The 18,381-nt window shown below is 66.8% G+C and carries 21 protein-coding genes; 7 read left to right on the forward strand and 14 right to left on the reverse strand.

Annotation, left to right across the window (positions count from 1 at the left end):
• Positions 1 to 120: 120 nt before the first annotated feature.
• Both BLU79_RS04155 and BLU79_RS04160 read right to left on the reverse strand, forming a co-directional pair.
• Positions 121 to 1,119 carry an inorganic phosphate transporter gene (locus BLU79_RS04155; RefSeq protein WP_093904237.1) on the reverse strand — a complete coding sequence of 333 codons (999 nt, stop codon included), beginning with the start codon at positions 1,117 to 1,119 and terminating at the stop codon, positions 121 to 123.
• A gap of 7 nt (positions 1,120 to 1,126) precedes the next feature.
• Positions 1,127 to 1,747 (reverse strand): DUF47 domain-containing protein, encoded by a 621-nt coding sequence (locus BLU79_RS04160; RefSeq protein ID WP_093904238.1) that lies wholly within the window; start codon positions 1,745 to 1,747, stop codon positions 1,127 to 1,129.
• 236 nt (positions 1,748 to 1,983) lie between these two features.
• Here BLU79_RS04160 and BLU79_RS04165 point away from each other — a divergent pair, with 236 nt between their 5' ends.
• Positions 1,984 to 2,361, forward strand: a complete 378-nt coding sequence (locus tag BLU79_RS04165; protein WP_093904239.1) for a metal-sensitive transcriptional regulator — start codon at positions 1,984 to 1,986, stop codon at positions 2,359 to 2,361.
• 8 nt (positions 2,362 to 2,369) lie between these two features.
• Here the strand turns inward: BLU79_RS04165 and BLU79_RS04170 are convergent, their stop codons facing one another.
• Together BLU79_RS04170 and BLU79_RS04175 are read right to left on the reverse strand one after the other, a co-directional pair.
• Positions 2,370 to 2,555 (reverse strand): hypothetical protein, encoded by a 186-nt coding sequence (locus tag BLU79_RS04170; RefSeq protein ID WP_093904240.1) that lies wholly within the window; start codon positions 2,553 to 2,555, stop codon positions 2,370 to 2,372.
• A gap of 110 nt (positions 2,556 to 2,665) precedes the next feature.
• A complete protein-coding gene (locus BLU79_RS04175; RefSeq protein WP_093904241.1) occupies positions 2,666 to 3,505 on the reverse strand; it encodes an SCO4651 family lipoprotein in 840 nt (279 codons plus the stop codon).
• Positions 3,506 to 3,631: 126 nt separating this feature from the next.
• Between BLU79_RS04175 and BLU79_RS48795 the strand changes: the two genes are divergently transcribed.
• On the forward strand, positions 3,632 to 3,811 hold the full coding sequence (locus BLU79_RS48795; protein ID WP_093904863.1) for a hypothetical protein: 180 nt from the start codon (positions 3,632 to 3,634) through the stop codon (positions 3,809 to 3,811).
• 172 nt (positions 3,812 to 3,983) lie between these two features.
• Here the strand turns inward: BLU79_RS48795 and pstB are convergent, their stop codons facing one another.
• From pstB to BLU79_RS04205, 5 genes are all read right to left on the reverse strand, one after another.
• Positions 3,984 to 4,760 (reverse strand): phosphate ABC transporter ATP-binding protein PstB, encoded by a 777-nt coding sequence (gene pstB, locus BLU79_RS04185; RefSeq protein WP_093904242.1) that lies wholly within the window; start codon positions 4,758 to 4,760, stop codon positions 3,984 to 3,986.
• A gap of 54 nt (positions 4,761 to 4,814) precedes the next feature.
• Complete coding sequence (gene pstA, locus BLU79_RS04190; RefSeq protein WP_093904243.1) at positions 4,815 to 5,876, reverse strand: phosphate ABC transporter permease PstA; 1,062 nt, start codon at positions 5,874 to 5,876, stop codon at positions 4,815 to 4,817.
• Complete coding sequence (gene pstC, locus BLU79_RS04195) at positions 5,873 to 6,874, reverse strand: phosphate ABC transporter permease subunit PstC (protein WP_093904244.1); 1,002 nt, start codon at positions 6,872 to 6,874, stop codon at positions 5,873 to 5,875. The genes pstA and pstC overlap by 4 nt, the downstream gene beginning before the upstream one ends.
• 104 nt (positions 6,875 to 6,978) lie before the next feature.
• The gene (pstS, locus tag BLU79_RS04200) at positions 6,979 to 8,106 is read right to left on the reverse strand and encodes a phosphate ABC transporter substrate-binding protein PstS (RefSeq protein WP_093904245.1); all 1,128 of its coding nucleotides are present in this window, start codon (positions 8,104 to 8,106) and stop codon (positions 6,979 to 6,981) included.
• A gap of 242 nt (positions 8,107 to 8,348) precedes the next feature.
• Complete coding sequence (locus tag BLU79_RS04205) at positions 8,349 to 8,711, reverse strand: NUDIX hydrolase (protein WP_093904246.1); 363 nt, start codon at positions 8,709 to 8,711, stop codon at positions 8,349 to 8,351.
• A gap of 62 nt (positions 8,712 to 8,773) precedes the next feature.
• Between BLU79_RS04205 and BLU79_RS04210 the strand changes: the two genes are divergently transcribed.
• Together BLU79_RS04210 and BLU79_RS04215 are read left to right on the forward strand one after the other, a co-directional pair.
• On the forward strand, positions 8,774 to 9,208 hold the full coding sequence (locus BLU79_RS04210; protein ID WP_093904864.1) for an NUDIX hydrolase: 435 nt from the start codon (positions 8,774 to 8,776) through the stop codon (positions 9,206 to 9,208).
• Positions 9,209 to 9,365: 157 nt separating this feature from the next.
• Positions 9,366 to 9,587, forward strand: coding sequence for a hypothetical protein (locus BLU79_RS04215; protein ID WP_093904247.1), 222 nt, complete (start codon positions 9,366 to 9,368; stop codon positions 9,585 to 9,587).
• A gap of 487 nt (positions 9,588 to 10,074) precedes the next feature.
• Here the strand turns inward: BLU79_RS04215 and BLU79_RS04220 are convergent, their stop codons facing one another.
• On the reverse strand, positions 10,075 to 10,656 hold the full coding sequence (locus BLU79_RS04220; RefSeq protein WP_093904248.1) for an SRPBCC family protein: 582 nt from the start codon (positions 10,654 to 10,656) through the stop codon (positions 10,075 to 10,077).
• A gap of 161 nt (positions 10,657 to 10,817) precedes the next feature.
• On the opposite strand from BLU79_RS04220, the gene BLU79_RS04225 reads away from it, so the two are divergent.
• Entirely contained in the window at positions 10,818 to 13,169 is a 2,352-nt protein-coding gene (locus BLU79_RS04225; protein WP_093904249.1) for an arylsulfatase, read from the forward strand.
• Positions 13,170 to 13,217: 48 nt separating this feature from the next.
• On the opposite strand, the gene BLU79_RS04230 is transcribed toward BLU79_RS04225, so the two are convergent.
• Both BLU79_RS04230 and BLU79_RS04235 read right to left on the reverse strand, forming a co-directional pair.
• Positions 13,218 to 14,201 carry a formylglycine-generating enzyme family protein gene (locus BLU79_RS04230; protein WP_177000857.1) on the reverse strand — a complete coding sequence of 328 codons (984 nt, stop codon included), beginning with the start codon at positions 14,199 to 14,201 and terminating at the stop codon, positions 13,218 to 13,220.
• Between the two features lie 107 nt (positions 14,202 to 14,308).
• A complete protein-coding gene (locus BLU79_RS04235; protein ID WP_093904251.1) occupies positions 14,309 to 16,003 on the reverse strand; it encodes a SulP family inorganic anion transporter in 1,695 nt (564 codons plus the stop codon).
• A 259-nt stretch (positions 16,004 to 16,262) separates the two neighbouring features.
• On the opposite strand from BLU79_RS04235, the gene BLU79_RS47785 reads away from it, so the two are divergent.
• Positions 16,263 to 16,847, forward strand: a complete 585-nt coding sequence (locus BLU79_RS47785; RefSeq protein WP_143052449.1) for a hypothetical protein — start codon at positions 16,263 to 16,265, stop codon at positions 16,845 to 16,847.
• Between the two features lie 93 nt (positions 16,848 to 16,940).
• Positions 16,941 to 17,381 (forward strand): DUF1622 domain-containing protein, encoded by a 441-nt coding sequence (locus BLU79_RS04240; protein ID WP_371131808.1) that lies wholly within the window; start codon positions 16,941 to 16,943, stop codon positions 17,379 to 17,381.
• A 64-nt stretch (positions 17,382 to 17,445) separates the two neighbouring features.
• On the opposite strand, the gene BLU79_RS04245 is transcribed toward BLU79_RS04240, so the two are convergent.
• Positions 17,446 to 17,844, reverse strand: coding sequence for an integrase core domain-containing protein (locus BLU79_RS04245; protein ID WP_093904252.1), 399 nt, complete (start codon positions 17,842 to 17,844; stop codon positions 17,446 to 17,448).
• Positions 17,845 to 17,922: 78 nt separating this feature from the next.
• Positions 17,923 to 18,348, reverse strand: coding sequence for an IS5 family transposase (locus tag BLU79_RS04250; RefSeq protein ID WP_256333141.1), 426 nt, complete (start codon positions 18,346 to 18,348; stop codon positions 17,923 to 17,925).
• Positions 18,349 to 18,381 lie beyond the last annotated feature (33 nt).

Raw genomic sequence — 18,381 nt, forward strand, 5'->3', positions numbered from 1 at the left:
CGCTCGCCGCTCGCCGCTCGCCGCACCGCAGAAACGCCAGATTTACGACCCCGAACGCCCCCGCCGCCGCGACACATCCCGGCAGAAACACCCGGCGCCCGGCGCCCGCCGCAACGCCCCCTACAGAAACGCCAGATTCACAACCCCGAACGCCCCTGCCGCCACAACCGCCGCCGCAGGCATCGTGATGAACCACCCGAGGACGATGTTCTTGGCCACGCCCCACCGCACGGCGTTCACCCGCTTCGTCGCGCCGACGCCCATGATCGCGGAGGTGATGACGTGGGTCGTGGAGATCGGGGCCTTGAACAGGAACGCTGTGGTGAACATGATCGACGCGCCGGTCGTCTCCGCGGCGAAGCCCTGCGGCGGATCGAGCTCGATGATCTTTCGTCCGAGGGTCCTCATGATCCGCCAGCCACCGGCGTACGTCCCCAGGGACAGCATCACGGCGCAGACGATCTTCACCCACACCGGGATGGGATCGCCGTAGTCCTCGACATCGGCGATGACCAGTGCCATCACCACGATGCCCATGGTCTTCTGGGCGTCCTGGAGACCGTGTCCCAGGGCCATGCCGGCGGCCGAGACGGTCTGCGCGATCCGGAAGCCCCGCTTGGCCTTGTGGGGATTGGCGCGCCGGAAGATCCACATGATCGCCGTCATCACGAGGTAGCCCGCGCAGAGCCCCACGATGGGCGACACGAACATCGGGATGACGACCTTCTCCAGCACCCCGCTCCAGTACACCGTCGTGCCCCCGGCCAGCGCCGCTCCCACCATGCCGCCGAACAGCGCGTGTGAGGAGGAGGACGGCAGACCGTAGTACCAGGTGACGAGGTTCCAGGTGATCGCACCCACGAGGGCCGCGAACAGGATCCCCATCCCCTTCGAGCCCTCGGGTGTCTGAATCAGGCCCTCGCTGACGGTCTTGGCGACACCGGACCCCAGAAAGGCACCGCCGAGATTCATCACCGCGGCCATCGCCAGCGCGGCCCGCGGCGTCAGGGCGCGCGTCGAGACGGATGTCGCGATCGCGTTCGCGGAGTCGTGGAAACCGTTGGTGTACGTGAAGAAGAGCGCGACCAGGATGGTCACGACCAGGGCAAAGGTGTCCATGAAGGGTTCAGGACTCCTTGACGGCGATGGTCTCCACCGTGTTCGCCACGTGCTCGAACGCGTCCGCCGCTTCCTCCAGCACATCCACGATCTGCTTGAGCTTCAGCACCTCGATGGCGTCGTACTTGCCGTTGAAGAGGTGGGCGAGGAGCTTGCGGTGTATCTGGTCGGCCTGGTTCTCAAGGCGGTTGACCTCGATCCAGTACTCGGTGAGGTTGTCCATGGTGCGCAGGTTCGGCATGGCCTCGGCCGTGAGCTCCGCGGCCCGCGCCAGTACCTCGATCTGCTGCTCGACGCCCTTGGGGAGTTCCTCGACGTTGTAGAGGACGACCAGGTCGACGGCCTCCTCCATGAAGTCCATGATGTCGTCGAGGGAGGACGCGAGGTTGTAGATGTCCTCGCGGTCGAACGGCGTGATGAACGAGGAGTTCAACTGGTGGAAGATCGCGTGTGTGGCATCGTCACCTGCGTGTTCCGCGGCCCGCATACGCTCTGCGATCTCGGCCCGGCCGGCGTTGTCCGCCCCGAGCAGTTCCATCAGGAGTTTCGAGCCCGTGACGATGTTGTCCGCGGATGCGGCAAACATGTCGTAGAAGCTCGTCTCCCGGGGGGTCAGACGAAAGCGCACGTGAGGGTCCTCAAGAAGCGTCGGTTCGGTCAGGCTGATGCTAGGCGCATCATCCGGCCACGGCTAATGGGCCGTCCTCCAGTGTCGCCCATCGGGCACAGTGGTCGGCACGGGGGCTGCCCAGTGGTCCAGTCCAACGGCCGTTCGCGGCATCGGCCACAGGCCCTATACCCAGCAAAGTTCGGTACGATATACCCAGTAGGGGTATATGAAGCGGTTTACGTCTGGAGGACGCGATGACGACCACCGAGGCCGGCGCGGGTGCGACCTCCGCCGCTGATCAGGCCGTGACAGCGAACGCCACGGAGGTCGTGACGGATCACGACCGGGGCATCCACGGCTACCACAAACAGAAGGACGAGCACCTCAAGCGCCTGCGCCGTATCGAGGGCCAGATCCGGGGCCTCCAGCGCATGGTCGACGAGGACGTCTACTGCATCGACATACTCACGCAGGTCTCCGCCTCCACCAAGGCCCTGCAGTCCTTCGCCCTCCAGCTGCTGGAGGAACACCTGCGCCACTGCGTTGCCGACGCGGCCCTCAAGGGCGGTGCGGAGATCGACGCGAAGGTGGAGGAGGCCACGAAGGCGATCGGTCGGCTCCTGCGGACGTGAGGTCCGCCTCACTCACCGGCCGCGTCCCGATCGTCCCGCTCCTCCGCCACGCGCAGCACCTCGTCGATGCTCTCCAGGCTGAGCCGGTCCTCCCGGGCGGTCGAGGCCGCGATGATCAGTTCTCCGCACAGCTCGATCTCGGCGAGGGCCACGTGGTCCTGAACTGCCGTACCGCCGACCGGAGCCACGTGCATCACCTCTTCTCTGCCGTTACCGACTTCCTAGAGTAGGGAGCGGCCTACACGCCGCGCATGGCACGGACGGGCTAGTTCTTGACGCCCGTCACGCACGCATACGCCGACCCTCACTCCTCGGCGATCTTGCCCGCGTAGATGTCCTCGCGGTCCGGAAGGCGTACGTCGACAGGGGCACCGAAGTCATACAGCAGGGTCGTCGAGGCCACGGCGACCGCTCCGCTCGGCTGACCGTTGACGAAGCTGAACCGATGCCGGACCTTCCGGATCCGGCCGTCGTCGTCGAGATACACGTCGAACGGCACCTGGTCCGTGGCGAACCCTTTCGCCGCCGCCGCGAGGGCTTCCCTGTTCCCGGTGGACGCGTCCCGGGCGGCCGTGTCGAGATCAGCGGTTCCCCGGTAGTGCCGCACGGAGGTACCCGCGACCTCTTCCCTGCCCATGTACTTCGCGGTCCGCGCGCCCCGCAGCACCTCGGCGGCGGCGTACGGATCGGTGGCCCCGCCGGTGACCAGATTCCCGTCCGAGAGCGTCCGCGTATCGACGCGCACCCATTTGTCGGCGGGCACACCGGCGCCGCGGTTCTTCATGAACAGCGCCCCGGGAGCAAGGAGTTCCATGATCGGCCGGTGCGCGGTGGCGCCGGCGGGATCCTGGGGCAACAGCACCTTCAACTGCCCCACCTGCCTGCGGAAGTCGTACACACCCTCGCCGCGGATGGTGACGCGGGTGCCGCCGGTGGCCATCTCCATGGACGTGCGGGCCTTGGAACTCCGGGCGCCGACCAGCGCGTCGGCAGCGCTCCGCACGACCTCCATGGCGTCCCGCCCACGCGAATCCTCTGCGGCCGCCCCGCTCTCCGCGCACCCGCTGCCCGCCAGACAGACACACAGGACCCCGGCGGCAACGCCTGCCCCATGCCTCCGCCTGTGCTGCTGCCGCTCCGTCATCGCCTGCCTACCCCCAGCCGGTACGTCCGTCACGGGCCCCCTGTCGTTCCGGTTAACGACGGGTAGGTGCCCTCGTCACGCAGCCCGGAGGCGTTGCACGTACTTGCCCTGGGTAACGTTGTCGACGTGGCGCAGCAGGACGGACCGGCGGCCCCCGGAAATCATCGCGGCCCAGAGGAACACCGCACTTCGACGGTGGAGAAGGGCCCCTTCTGTTCGGCGCATTGCAGCTGCGGCTGGCGGGGGCCGGCGAGACGCGCGAGGAGTCTGGCGCGTACGGATGCGGAAGGTCATGCGCGGGTGTGAGCTGTGACCCGGCGCGGTGCCAGAGCGTGAAATTGCCTGGGCCTGCGCCGAGAAGGCGTCCCGCACACAGAGACGGGCCCGCCCCCCGGGAGCCGGGGGGCGGGCCCTTTATCTGCCTCGCGGTGGCACCGCCATGCAGCACCGCGAGGGGTTCATGTCGTCGGGCGTCGGCTCAGCCGAAGCGGCCCGAGATGTAGTCCTCCGTCGCCTGGACCGACGGGTTGGAGAAGATGCGCTCCGTGTCGTCGATCTCGATCAGCTTGCCGGGCTGGCCGACGGCGGCCAGGTTGAAGAAGGCGGTGCGGTCGGAGACGCGGGCCGCCTGCTGCATGTTGTGCGTCACGATGACGATCGTGAAGCGCTCCTTCAGCTCGCCGATCAGGTCCTCGATGGCGAGGGTGGAGATCGGGTCGAGGGCCGAGCAGGGCTCGTCCATGAGCAGGACCTTCGGCTCGACTGCGATCGCGCGGGCGATGCAGAGGCGCTGCTGCTGACCACCGGAGAGGCCGGAACCCGGCTTGTTCAGCCGGTCCTTCACCTCGTTCCAGAGGTTGGCGCCCTTGAGGGACTTCTCCACGACGTCGTCCAGCTGCGACTTCTTGTAGGAGCCGTTCAACCTGAGGCCGGCCGCCACGTTGTCGTACACCGACATCGTCGGGAACGGGTTGGGGCGCTGGAAGACCATGCCGACCTCGCGCCGCACGGTCACCGGGTCGACCCCGGCGCCGTACAGGTTCTCGTCGTCGAGCATGACCTTGCCCTCGACCCGGCCGCCGGGGGTGACCTCGTGCATGCGGTTGAGGGTGCGCAGGAAGGTGGACTTGCCGCAGCCGGAAGGGCCGATGAAGGCCGTCACGGAGCGGGGCTCGACGGTCATCGAGATGTCCTCGATGGCACGGAACGAGCCGTAGTAGGCGTGCAGGCCGCTGACGTCAATTCGCTTGGCCATGGGTATCACTGCTTCTTTCGAATCCGAGTCGCTGACTGTTCACACTTGGCCGCGTCAGCGACCGGTCTTGGGGGCCTTCCAGCGGGCGAGGGCCCGGGCCGCCAGGTTCAGGATCATCACGAAGATGATCAGTGTGAGGGCTGCGGCCCAGGCGCGGTCGATGCCCGCGTCCGATCCGGCGCTCAGCGTGTACTGCTGGTAGATGTACAGCGGCAGCGACGCCTGCGGACCCTCGAACGGGTTGTTGTTGATGAACGGGTTGCCGAACACCACCAGCAGCACGGGCGCGGTCTCGCCGGCGATGCGGGCCACCGCCAGCATGATGCCGGTGGTGATACCGCCGATCGCGGTGGGCAGGACCACCTTCAGGATCGTGCGCCACTTCGGCACGCCGAGGGCCAGGGAGGCCTCACGCAGCTCGTTCGGGACGAGCTTGAGCATCTCCTCGGTGGAGCGGACCACGATCGGCAGCATCAGGATCGTCAGCGCCAGAGCGCCGGCGAAGCCGGAGAAGTCCAGCTTGAAGGCCAGCAGGATGCTGAGGATGAACAGACCGGCGACGATCGACGGGATACCGGTCATCACGTCGACGAAGAAGGTGACGGCACGGGCGAGCGCACCGCGCCCGTACTCCACCAGGTAGATCGCGGTGAGCACACCGATCGGCGCGGCGATCAGGGTGGCGATGCCGACCTGCTCCAGGGTGCCGATGATGGCGGCGTAGACACCGCCGCCCGGCTCGGAGTTGCCGACGACGCCCATCGAGTGGCTCAGGAAGTATCCGTCGAGGACCTTGATGCCGCGCACGACGGTCGCCCAGATCAGCGACGCGAGCGGCACCACGGCGAGCAGGAAGGCGACCCAGACCAGCGAGGTCGCGATGCGGTCCTTGGCCTGGCGGCGGTTCTCGACGCGCGCCGAGATGACGTACGTACCGAGGATGTAGAGGATCGCGGCGATCAGGCCCCACTGGATCTTGCTCTCGATCCCGGTGGCCAGGCTGAGGCCGATGGAGACGGCGAGCGAACCCGCGGCGATGCCCAACGGGGCCCACTTCGGCAGCTGGCCGCCCTGCAGGGAGTTCGGGCGCTTGTCGGTGACGGCTGAGTGGCTCATGCGTTGGCCCCCGAGTACTCCTTGCGACGGGCGATGATCATGCGGGCCGCGCCGTTGACCAACAGGGTGATGACGAACAGGACCAGACCGGAGGCGATCAGCGCGTCACGGCCGAACTCGTCCGCCTCGGGGAACTTGGCGGCGATGTTCTGGGCGAAGGTGCCGCCGCCGCCGTTCAGCAGGCTGAGGTGGATCAGGAAGTCCGGGGAGAGCACGGTGGCGACGGCCATCGTCTCGCCGAGCGCGCGGCCGAGGCCGAGCATCGAGGCGGAGATCACGCCGGAGCGGCCGAAGGGCAGCACCGACATGCGGATGACCTCCCAGCGCGTGGCGCCGAGGGCCAGGGCCGCCTCTTCGTGCATCTGCGGAACCTGGTTGAAGACCTCACGGCTGACGTTCGTGATGATCGGCAGGATCATGATCGCGAGCAGGATGCCGACGGTGAGCATCGAGCGCGCCGGGCCTTCGTCCCAGGAGAGGATGCCGGTCCAGCTGAAGTAGTCGTTCAGCCAGCCGAAGAGGCCGTTCATGTGCGGTACGAGGATCAGGGCGCCCCACAGGCCGTACACGATGGACGGTACGGCGGCGAGCAGGTCGATCACGTACGCGATCGGGCCGCCCAGCTTGCGAGGGGCGTAGTGGGTGATGAACAGCGCGATGGCGACGGCGATCGGGACGGCGATGGCCATGGCGATGATCGAGGAGATGACCGTGCCGTAGGCAAGGACCGCGATACCGAAGACCGGCGGCTTCGTGCCGGTGTTCCACTCGAACGTCGTGAGGAAGTTGCCCTCGTCCTCGCTGATGGCGATGACGGCCCGCCAGGTGAGGAAGGCCGCGATCGAGGCCATGACGACGAGCAGGAAGATGCCCGACCCTCGGGCGAGACCGAGGAAGATCCGGTCTCCGGGGCGGGTGGCGCCGCGGGCGGCACGCTTGCGCTCGCCCTCGGTCGGCTGGGGCGTGGGGGGAGGTGCGTCTTGTGTGGTTATGTCCATCGGGTTCTCCGGTCTGCGGAGCCGTATTCGGCGTACGGCTCCATGGCGGCGGTGCACCGGACGGTGCGGCCCGGTTCTCAGTGGGACCGGGCCGCACGCTTAGGTCAGCTCAGTTCCGCGACGGTGGTGCGGACCTTGGAGATGATGTCGGCGGGGATCGGGGCGTAGGAGTTCTCGGCGAGGATGCCCTGCCCGTCCTCGCTGGCGATGTAGGTCAGGAACGCCTTGACGGTCGGCAGCGTCTCGGCCTTGTTGCCCTTGTCGCAGACGATCTCGTACGTGACCAGGGTGATCGGGTAGGCGCCGTCGGCCTTGGTGGTGTAGTTGATCTCGAGCGCGAGGTCCTTGCCGGTGCCGACGACCTTGGCGTCCGCGATGGCGGCGGTGGCGCTGTCGGAGGAGGGCTTGACCGGCTCGGACGCGCCCGTGTTGATGGCGACCGTCGACATGCCCTTGGCGTAGGACTCCTCCATGTAGCTGATGGAGCCGGAGGTCTGCTTGACCGCCTGGGCGACACCGGAGGAGCCGGACGCGGCCTGGCCGCCCGGAGCGGTCCACGCCTTGCCGCCCTCGAACTTCCAGTTGTCCGAGGTGGCGGCCGTCAGGTACTTGGTGAAGTTGTCCGTGGTGCCGGACTCGTCCGAGCGGTGGAACGCCTGGATCTTGGTGCTGGGAAGCTTCGCGTCGGGGTTCAGCTTCTTGACCGCGGCGTCGTCCCAGGTCTTGATCTTGCCGCTGAAGATCTTGGCGATCGTCGGCGCGTCGAGAACCAGGTTGTCGACACCCTCGACGTTGTACGCGAGGGCGATGGCGCCGCCGACCATCGGGAGGTCGATGCCCTGGCCGCCGTCGGTGCACGCGGTCTTCTTGGACTCGGTGATCTCTTCGGGCTTCAGCGCGGAGTCCGAACCGGCGAAGGCGACCGTGCCCTGATTGAACGCGGTGACACCGGCGCCGGAGCCGCCGCCCTTGTAGTTGATCTGGACGCCCTGGCAGGCGGCCGAGAACTGCTTGACCCAGGCGTCGATGGCGTTCTTCTGCGCGGACGAGCCGTCGGCCAGCAGCTGGCCCTTGGCGTCGTCACACTTGATGTTGCTGGCGCCGGCGCTGGCGGAGCTGTCGCCGCCGCTGGTGCCGGTGTCGTCGGAGCCGCACGCCGTCAGGGCCAGGGCGCCGGAGACGGCGAACGCGCCGAGAGCGAGGGCCCGCCGGTTCTTGCGCTGAAGCTTCACTTGAGGGAGTTCCTTCCAGGAGCCGCCGTCCTGAAATTCGGCGGCGTGCGAAGAATGGGTGATGCCGGCACGTCCCCCCGGGGCGCGGTCCGTCATCGTGCAGGGCCGAAATTAGGCAGATCAGGTGAAGGCGCCGAAGGGCGTAAATGAACGGGGGGTGAACCCCTGGGGACGGTGCGGTGAGGTAACGGAACGCTCACGTTGGGGACACGGCGCGGTACCGGCCCTGCCGACCGTCGCGGTTACGTCATGTGCAGGGAGTTGAGCAGGGCGTCGACCAGAGTGCGGTCCCGGGGCTGGGTCAGCCGGACCCGGGCCGCCGTGGGGGAGAGCCACAGCAGGCGGTCCACCTCGGTGTTCGGCGCGAACGTGCCGGGGCCCGCCTCGGCCGCCCAGTACCGGACTTCCTTGGGGCGGCCGTTGGCCAGATATCGCATCGTTGGCAGCTCGGAGCCCGGCCGGGCGGTGTGGCCCGTCTCCTCCGCCACCTCGCGCAGGGCACCGGCGAGGGGGTCCTCGTCGCGTTTCAGCTTGCCTTTCGGGTGGGACCAGTCGTCGTATGAACGTTGACCACAGTGAAGGAAATGGCAGGTCAGACGGCATATGGCGCGGAGTTTCTCGTCTCCTCCGCAGCCTCATGCAGGGCAGGGGCGGCACCATGGGGGCCATGGAGCGAGCTTATGTAGTTCGTGCGGCGGGCTGCCTGTTGTGGCGTCGCTCGCCAGTCGGTCGGCTTGAGCTGGCGTTGGTCTTCCGGCCGAAGTGGGCTGACTGGTCCTGGCCCAAAGGCAAGCTCAAGCAAGGTGAAGCCCTCGAAGCGGCGGCTCGTCGTGAAGTGCTGGAAGAGACCGGCTTTGCGTGCCGTCTAGGGGAGCGGCTCCCCTCCTCCCGGTACACCGATCATCAGGGCCGACTCAAAGAGGTCTCGTATTGGGTCGCGGAGGCATCTGACGGAGCCTTTGAGCCCAACGACGAAGTAAGTGATCTTGTTTGGCTCACGCCGGATGAAGCCCGTGAACGGCTCACACATGAGAGGGACCGGGACTTGATCTCTCCCGCGCTCATCGCCATCGGGTCGGACGAAGACGTGACGGGGCTGTGATGGCGGAGCAGCAGGAGGGGGGTTGGGAGGGGCGCTCGACTGTCACTGTCGCTGACTGGGTGGCTGCCGAACTGGAGAAGGCGCCCGACCCGAGCGACGAGCAGCGAGGTGTCCTGAGCGCCCTATTCAACTCGGCAACGCCGACGGAGGTGGCAGCATGAACGCGAAGCCGCCCAAGGTGCTGTCTGTCCGTAGGGACGGCGGGCTGAACCGGGCCCTCGGCATCATCCGCAAGACCGGTATGTCAGACACTGATGCAACCAAGTGGGCGATGACCATCGCGGCCAACATCCTGGAACTGGCCTGGGTGAACGGACATGAAGAACTCGGTGTCGTACCGGACATGCGCGTGTCATACAGGGTGAAGGGGCCCGTGTGACGGCGGTATGACGCAGGTCAGAGGCGCTGGCTATTGCCATTGTGCAGCGCCCGTGAGAACTACGACGGCCCCCTCCCTCTTGGGAGCGGGGCCGTCTGTTGTCGGCTGGTCGGTCTAGTTCTGTGCCTGTACGGGTTGGCGAGGGGTGGGAACGGCTGAGGCGTGCCTTCGTGGTGCGGGGGACGCCCCGGCGTTCAGGGGCTACGACTACAGCGTGGAAATCCGCGGGGAGAAGGGTGCCGCCCGGACGGTCCGTGGCGTTGCCGATCCTGTGCGCGAGACAGTCACACGCCGGAGACAGCGCGTTGGACTCCGCGGACGCGAACGCGAAAGACTGCGACAACAGAGCCTCCTGGTACTGCTCGGTCGGGATCGCAACTCCGAGCTACCAAGAGGCCCCGCTGTTATGCCCCGACCACCGCGGGATCACCCGAACAGGAACCCTGTTCGGGTGATCAAGCATGCTGAGCGGTAAGCGGGATGGCTATCAGGAATGCCGGGACAGGCGTTCAAGCCGCTTCATCGCTTCTTGGAAGATCTTGTCCACATGGCGTTGGGTCGCCCGGAACATCAGGCGTACAGGGGCCGAGCAGTCGACCGCCATGGTCCAGCTGACTCGGGTGCGCCCGTCCGCCAGGGGTGTCAGGTTCCACTGTTCCATCATCGCGGCGAGGCCGGGGACGTTGGTGTCGCGGACCCAGTAGGCGAAGCGTTCGGCCGGGTCCCGGACCAGCACCGTCTCGTGGGCCCGGATCGCCTTGTAGAGGCGCAGGAAGCGCACAGTCCCCACACCGTAGGGGGGTGGCCCTACGTAGTGGCATTCGTTGGCCGGCCCGAACCAGCGGGGCCAGTTCTCCTGGTGGGCGGCGAGCTGTTCGAAGATGGCCTCGGCCGGTGCGTGGAGGTCTCTGGTTCGGGTTCGCCGTACAGGGGCGCGTTCGAGGAAGCTGAGGTCTTCGGAGCGCAGTTGTTGGGCCAAGGTGCTTCGGCCTTTCGGCTGGGCGGCTGAGCAGGCGGTAGTGCGGGCGCACCGGCACGGTGAGGCCGGTTCACGGCCCGACGTGTTCATCGTCGCGTGGTTTCGGGTGGGCTGCGGGGTTGGTACGGCTGAGCGGATTACGCGGTGACTCCTTCGGGCCAGTCATCGGCCGCAGCGGAGGCCGTCCCGGTTGGGTGCGGCATACGTTGCCCACGGCAAGGCATTCCACCGCAAGGTCTGAGGAGATGAGGATGGCCGTTCCGTTCAAGGGCGTGATCCAGCAGGACATCCGAGAGTCGGTGCCGGACTGGGAGCCGTATCAGCAGCCGCAGGCGCCCGAGGGCACCCCGAATGTGCTGTACCTGGTGTGGGACGACGTCGGCTTCGGAACCTTCGACATTTTCGGCGGGCTGGTGGAGGCCCCGGCGATGCGCCGGATTGCCGAGATGGGGGTGAAGTTCACCAACTTCCACACCACTGCGCTGTGCTCTCCGACACGTTCGTGCCTGCTGACCGGTCGGAATGCGACCAGCAACGGCATGGCCTGTGTAGCCGAGATGACCAGTGGGTTCCCCGGCTCCAACGGGCGTATGCCGTTCGAGAACGCGAACCTGGCCGAGGTGCTGGTCGAGCGGGGCTGGAACACGTATGCCCTGGGCAAGTGGCACCTGGTCCCCTCGGAGGAGGCCAACATGGCGTCCTCTAAGCGGCACTGGCCGCTCAGCCGGGGGTTCGAGCGTTTCTATGGGTTCCTCGGTGGCGAGGCCGACCAGTGGTACCCCGATCTGGTCTACGACAACCATCCGATCGACCCGCCCTACAGCCCTGAGCAGGGGTATCACCTGTCGAAGGACCTGACGGACCGGACCATTGAGTTCATCCGGGACGCGAAGGTCATCGCGCCGGACAAGCCCTGGTTCACCTACTTCTGCCCTGGCGCCGGCCATGCGCCGCACCACATCTTCAAGGAGTGGGCGGACAAGTACGCGGGGAAGTTCGACGACGGCTACGAGGTCTACCGGCGCCTGACGCTCCAGCGGCAGATCGAGCTGGGCATCCTGGCGGAGGGCACCGAGCTCACCCCGATCAACCCGCATGGTGAGCCGGATGCCACCGGGCCGTCGGGACAGCCGTGGCCGGCCACGGATTTCGTCCGCCCGTGGGAGTCGCTGAGCGCCGACGAGAAGCGCCTGTTCGCTAGGATGGCGGAGGTCTTCGCTGGGTTCGTCTCGTACACCGATGCCCAGATCGGGCGCCTGCTGGACTACCTGGAGGAGTCCGGGCAGCTGGAGAACACCATCATCGTTGCGGTCTCGGACAACGGCGCCAGCGCCGAGGGCGGTCCGAACGGCTCGACGAACGAGAACAACTTCTTCAACGGCGTAGCCGACGACATCGGCGAGAACCTGCGCCACCTCGACGACCTCGGCAGCCCGACCACCTACAACCACTATCCCACCGGGTGGGCCTGGGCGTTCAATGCTCCCTTCAAGTACTGGAAGCGCTGGGTCTCCTACGAGGGCGGCATCGCCGACCCGATGATCATCGCCTGGCCCAAGGGCATCAAACAGCGCGGGGAGACCCGTCATCAGTACGTGCACGCCATCGACATCGTGCCGACGATCTACGATCTGCTCGGCATCAGCCCGCCGGAGGTGGTGAAGGGCGTGACGCAGAATCCGCTGGAGGGCGCCAGCCTCCGTAAGGTGATGGCGGACGCGCAGGCGCCCGAACCGCGGCAGACGCAGTATTACACGATGCTCGGCACCCGCGGCATCTGGCACGACGGCTGGCACGCAGCCACCATGCACCCGCCGGCGCCGTCCAACTGGAGCCGCTTCGAGCAGGACGTCTGGGAGCTGTACAACCTGCGCGAGGACCGCTCCGAGAACAGGGACCTGGCGGCCGAGCACCCTGAAAAGCTCGAAGAGCTCAAGCGCATGTGGCTGGAGGAGGCTGAGAAGTACAACGGGCTACCTCTGGATGACCGCAGCCCCGTTGATATCCTCGCCACGCCCCGGCCACAGCTTGCCAAGCCGCGCGGGCAGTACATCTACTACCCGGGCTGCGCCGATGTGCCCGAGTCGGTGGCGGTGAACATTCGCGGCCGGTCCTACACCATCGTCGCCGACACGCACCTGGACACTCCCGAGGCCCACGGTGTTCTCTTCTCCCACGGCGGCCGGTTCGGCGGCCACAGCCTGTACCTCAAGGACGGGCATCTGCATTACGTGTACAACTGGCTCGGCCGCACGGAGCAGAAGATCAGCTCGCCTGGGACGGTCGGGACCGGCGACCTCACCTTCTCGGCCGCTTTCCGGGCCCGCGACCGTGACGAACAGGGCAGCACGCTCGGAACGCTCGCCCTGTATGTCGGCGACCGGCAGGTAGCTGAAGCCGACATCAAGACCCAGCCGGGCAGCTTCTCCCTGGTCGGTGAAGGGCTGGCAGTCGGCCGCGACGCGAGCCAGCCGGTCTCCAGCGACTATGAGACGCCCTTCGCGTTCATCGGCGGCACGATCCGTCAGGTGGTGGTCGACGTCAGCGGGGAGTCCTTCGTGGACGTGGAGAAGGAACTTATTGGAATGTTCCACCGGGACTGACCCGCCTCCGCGCCTTCCGCACCGGCAGGGCGCTCTATGCCGGGTCCGTCAACGAACCTCGACGGGCCCGGCGTCCGCCGCGCAGCGGAAACCCTGGTGACCGGTACTGCTGTCCGGGGTGCTGGAGCTGCGGGCGGCCACCCGGTAACGGCGGCAATACGAGGCGTGGCACAGGTAGGACCCGCCCCGGATGACCCGGGCGGTGCCGAGCGCGGGGCCGGCGGGGTTGTCGCGCAGGCTACTGGCGTAGTAGTTCGGTGCGTACCAGTCGGCGCACCATTCCCAGACGTTGCCGCACGCGTTGTACAGGCCGTGACCACCCGGCGCATAGGCGGTGACGGGGGCAGTGCCGTACCAGCCGTCCGCGCGCGTGTGGTGGTCGGGGAAGCGGCCCTGCCACACGTTCATGCGGTGCTCGCCGTTCGGCTCCAGGTCATTTCCCCACGGGAAGGCGGCCTGTTCGCGGCCGCCGCGGGCGGCGTACTCCCACTCCGCTTCGGTCGGCAGCCGTTTGCCTGCCCACGCCGCATACGCGCGGGCGTCGCTCCAGGAGACGTGCACCACAGGGTGGTCTGTGCGCCCCGCGACGTCGGAGCCGGGGCCTTCGGGGTGGCGCCAGCACGCCCCGTGGACCTGACGCCACCAGGGTGCCGCCGCCACCGCCCGGGTGTCGGGGAAGCCTGGCGGCAGCAGTCCGGCGAAGACGAACGACCAGCCGTAGTGCTCGGCCTCCGTCACGTATCCGGTCGCAGCGGTGAAGGCGCCGAAGTCGGCGTTGGAGACCGCGCAGCGGTCGATCCAGTACGGCGCTAGTGACACCTCGTGGACCGGGCCCTCGCCGTCACCCGGCACCGCCCACCTGTCCCGGGAGCCCATCAGGAAGGTGGACACCTCCAACCGCACCATGCCCTCCCGGTCCGGGCCGCTTGCCGCAGGGGATACGCGCTCGTCGCATGACGCCGGCTCGGCCACCGCTCCCGGGCCCGGCCGGGAGGGGCTGCAGCAGCCGGATGTCACCTCACCGTCAGACATCGTCCGTCCTTCACGAGAAGTAGGAGTGCTGCACGCGATTGTGGTGCAGCGAGTGTCCGCGGGCGGGGGTCGACACGGCGCCACGCCGGGCACGTCAGCAGTGGTGGTCAGTGTTTCCTCAGGGCGGCGTACGCCTCACGCACCGTCGGAAAGACGGACAGCTGCTGAGTGGCACCGTCCTGGTAGGTGTTGGCGCGTAGCGTGGCCAGTACCTGCTCCCGGGGACGGGCGACCACCAACTCGCAGTTCCGCCCCCTCAGGTCGACGGCAAGCTGGGCAAGGGTTTCCGTAGCGGTGGCGTCGAGGTAGAACACTGCCTCGGCGTCCAGGACCACATACCGCGGATACGGCGATCGGGCAGCCGCCAAGGTGAGGACCCGCTGAGAGATCCTGCCGGCGTTGGCGAAGAACAACGGCGCATCCACGCGGTAGATCAGCACGTCTGTGCTGACTGCCTCATCCGGATCCACCTCGTGGGGCGGCCGACCGTCGTCGGGGACGACGAGTACAGCGTCATGAGGCCAGGCAACGCGGCGGAGCAGCTGCACGAAAGCGAGGATGACGGCAACCAGCAACCCGTAAAGCACGCCGAGGGCCATCACGCTGGCCGCCGTCACGAGCGCCAGTGCACTTTCGCGGCGCCAGCCGTGCCACAAACGCTGAAAGCCCACGACGTCGATCAGATGCGAGGCCGACACCATGACCACGGCGGCCAGTACCGATACCGGCAGCAGCGCGATCACCGGACCTGTGGTGAGGACGCCGACCACCACAAAGCCCGCGCACACCAGCTGGAATAGCTGCGAATGAGCCCCCGAGCCGCGAGCGGACAGGGTTCGCTGAGTACTCGGCATCGCCGCAAAACCACCTAGGGCGCCCGCGCCCGCGCTCGCCGCGCCCATGGCAGCCGACTCCCGGACCAAGGAAATCGGTGTCCCAGAGGGAAGTGCTGTACGGCGCAGGGCCGCTGTCCCCTCGATCGAGGCGATCATGGCCATGCCGGCTGCGGCGGGCAGCAACGCCCATACGTCCCCGGCGCTCACCTCCGGCCAGTTGGGGGCAGGCAGGCCGCCGGAGATACGGCCGGTCATCGCCACACCGTGACTGGCCAGATCCGCGGCGGCTGATACGGCGACCGCCGCCACACAGACCACGGGCGTAACGGGGACCGCGTATAGGACGGACACGGCATGGAACACAGGCTTGAGCAGGACGAGCGCGAGGAGAGAGACCAAGCCCACCGCGGCGGTCACCCACTGAATCTGGTCCAGATGGGTGAGCACCTCCCACACTTTGCCCATGGGGTGGTCACTGTCCGTCTTTACCCCCAGCAGCTTGCCTACCTGACTGGCCATGATCTGCACAGCCGTCCCTGCCAGATACCCGAGCACCACCGGCGCCGACAAGAGACTGGTGAGCCCCCGCAGCCGCCCCGGCAGCAGCAGGAGAGCGCCCGTCATCAATGCCAGACACGCCGCCAATGACGCCGCCCGCGCGGCGTCACCGTCGGCACGGGAGGTCACTGCCGTGAACGTCATGATGGCCAGAGTCGACGAAGGGCCGACCGCCATCAGGCGCGTGGACGTCACCAGGGCAAACACCACCATCGCCCCGACAGCGGTGTACAGGCCGGTAACCGGCGGCAAACCCGCCAACTGTCCGTAACCCAGCCCTTGCGGCACCAGCGTCACCGCGACCGCGAACCCGGCCACGACATCCCCGCGCACCGAACGCAAGGAACAGTGCCTCAGCTGCCCGAGCAGCGGCACCGCGTCGCACAATGACAACCGACTGACCTTCACCCAGTCATTGTCGCGAGCTCAATCCCAATACCAGCGGCACAACACCGCATACCGTTTAAATGTCAGCCCAATCGGTGTCCGCCGTCAGTGCCGACCTCGCGACCCCACCCTGACGGATCTTCGTATTTTGTGCACGGCGAGTTGATGCTGTCGACGGGAAGGTCTTCCCTGTATTGTCGAATCGGGTGGATGTGCGTTGTGTGAATGAACGAGCAGAACGGCCCGTCTGGATGGGTTGTGCTGAGCGGGCGGAGTGAAAATGATGGGCGAAGCGCACCAGGGTCAGGGGGCAGAAGGAAAGCGTAACCTGCCCGAAATTAACCCCCAGCTGCGGGCCACTGCGGCCGCATCAGCAGGTGGAACGCTCGTCATCTGGTGGCCTGCGTTCACGCTAGGCGCGTACGACGCCATTTTCTTCGATGCCGTACTGGCCATTTGGGCGGTGGCCACTTCAGTCCTGCTCTCGGGTGTGGTTCTGCGCAGTAGAGGCACGATGCCATGGAGCGGATGGATCGCTTTGTCGGTGCCATCAATGTGGATCCTCCTGAGTATCGTGGCGCCGAGAGCCCATGGTTTTCGCTACCTTCACTATTTCGAAGCGGTGTTGACCATTGCGGGCGCCCCGATGTTGACATGGATGCTGGCAAGAATCTTGGTGCCAGACTATTCTGAACTCCCTATCGCACAGCGTCTGGGGGCCGTCGCCGTCACCATTGCCATTGGAATCACGGCTTTCCTGCTCGGTAGATTCAATTACCTGTTCCTCACCTGTGCAGACTTCGAGGCAAGCGGCAATAATGCCCCTATCGGATGCGCCCATGGGCAGCCTTTCAACCGACTCTGAGACCAAGCCGCTTCATGGCGGGTGCATGAGCCGTTCGAGCCTTGTGCATCGCACTTACGCTGAGGCAAACCAAGCGCGGGTGGAGCGAGAGACATGATCATGTCCGTCGAGGTGCTGCCGGAGTCGTGGCACAGCAACGCGATCGACGCCCTGGCAGGCATGATGGAGGCCGCAGGTGCGTTGATCATCTTCGTCGGCGCCGCCTGGGCATTCGGCAGCTTCCTAACGGCGCTGGTCAAGGGCCGCAAGAGGGAGCGAAGGTACAACCAGATCCGCCTGAACCTGAGTAAATTCGTCGCCCTGGGGCTGGAGTTCCAGCTGGGTGCCGATGTGCTGCGGACAGCCGTGGCGCCCAGCTGGACCGATATCGGTCAACTCGCTGCCATCGCTGCAATCCGAACAGCCCTCAACTTCTTCCTTTCTCGCGAGATCGACAAGGAACGCACGGACGTCGAGGAAGATCAGCAGGGATCTCCAGCATCGCAGAGTGATCCTGGTGGCCCGGGGGGTGGAGCAAAATTCGCGTCAGACTGAACCGTTCCGGGTCTGATGGAGTGGTGGGAGCGCCCCGAGTTGGGTGGAGTCGAGTCGCTTGGTTTCACGCTACCGGTGGCGTGCGGAGTTCGTACTCCACCGGGCTGAGCACGCCCAGCGCGGAGTGCCTGCGCTGTCGGTTGTGGAAGATCTCGAGGTATTCGAAGAGGGCGGTGGACAGCTCCATCCGTGTCCGCCACCGCCGGCGGTTGAGTAATTCGACCTGGACCCGGGCCCAGAAGGACTCCATCATCGCGTTGTCCGCGCAGTCCCCGATGGAGCCCGTGGAGGGCAACAGGCCGGAGCCGCGGGCGCGTTCGGTGAATGCCCAGGATCCGAACTGCACTCCATGATCGGAGTGGATGATGGTGCTGCCCGGGCTCGGGGAGCGGTTGCCGATGGCCATGGCCAGGGCGTTGGTGGTCAGGGCCGCGGTGGGTGAGGCGTCGATCGACCAGCCCACGACACTGCCTCTGGCCCGCGGTGACGAGCAGGGACAGCGGCTTCTGCCCCTGCTCGACCGCGAGGTGCAGCTTGGTGGTCAACCCGCCACGCGAGCGTCCGAGGCCGTGGTCGTCGGGCTCGGTGTCGACGCCACCAGGAGGCTCCTTCTGCAGATCCCCCTTTTGCGAGCCCCGGCGGCGTGCTGGTGGGCGCGGGCGATCGTGGAGTCCACGCTGACGTCCCAGGTGATCAGGCCCTTCGCATCGGCCTCGGCCTGCAGTTGCTCGAAGATCCGCTTCCAGGTGCCGTCGCGCTGCCACCGTCGAAAGAGGTCGTGGGCCCGGTCCCACGGTCCGTACCGCTCTGGGAGATCACGCCACGGCGCACCAGTCCTGGTCCGCCACCGTACGCCGTCGACCAACTGCCGACGCGTCCATGTCGGCGGCCGCCCTGGCTTCTTGCCCGTCGGCAACAACGGTCCAAGCCGGGCCCACTGGCCGTTCGTCAGATCACCACGCCCCACGGCGCCTGATCATTTCACGACCTTGATCCACTT

Origin of the sequence: Streptomyces sp. cf386 (assembly GCF_900103585.1) — a bacterium.
GTDB lineage: Bacteria > Actinomycetota > Actinomycetes > Streptomycetales > Streptomycetaceae > Streptomyces.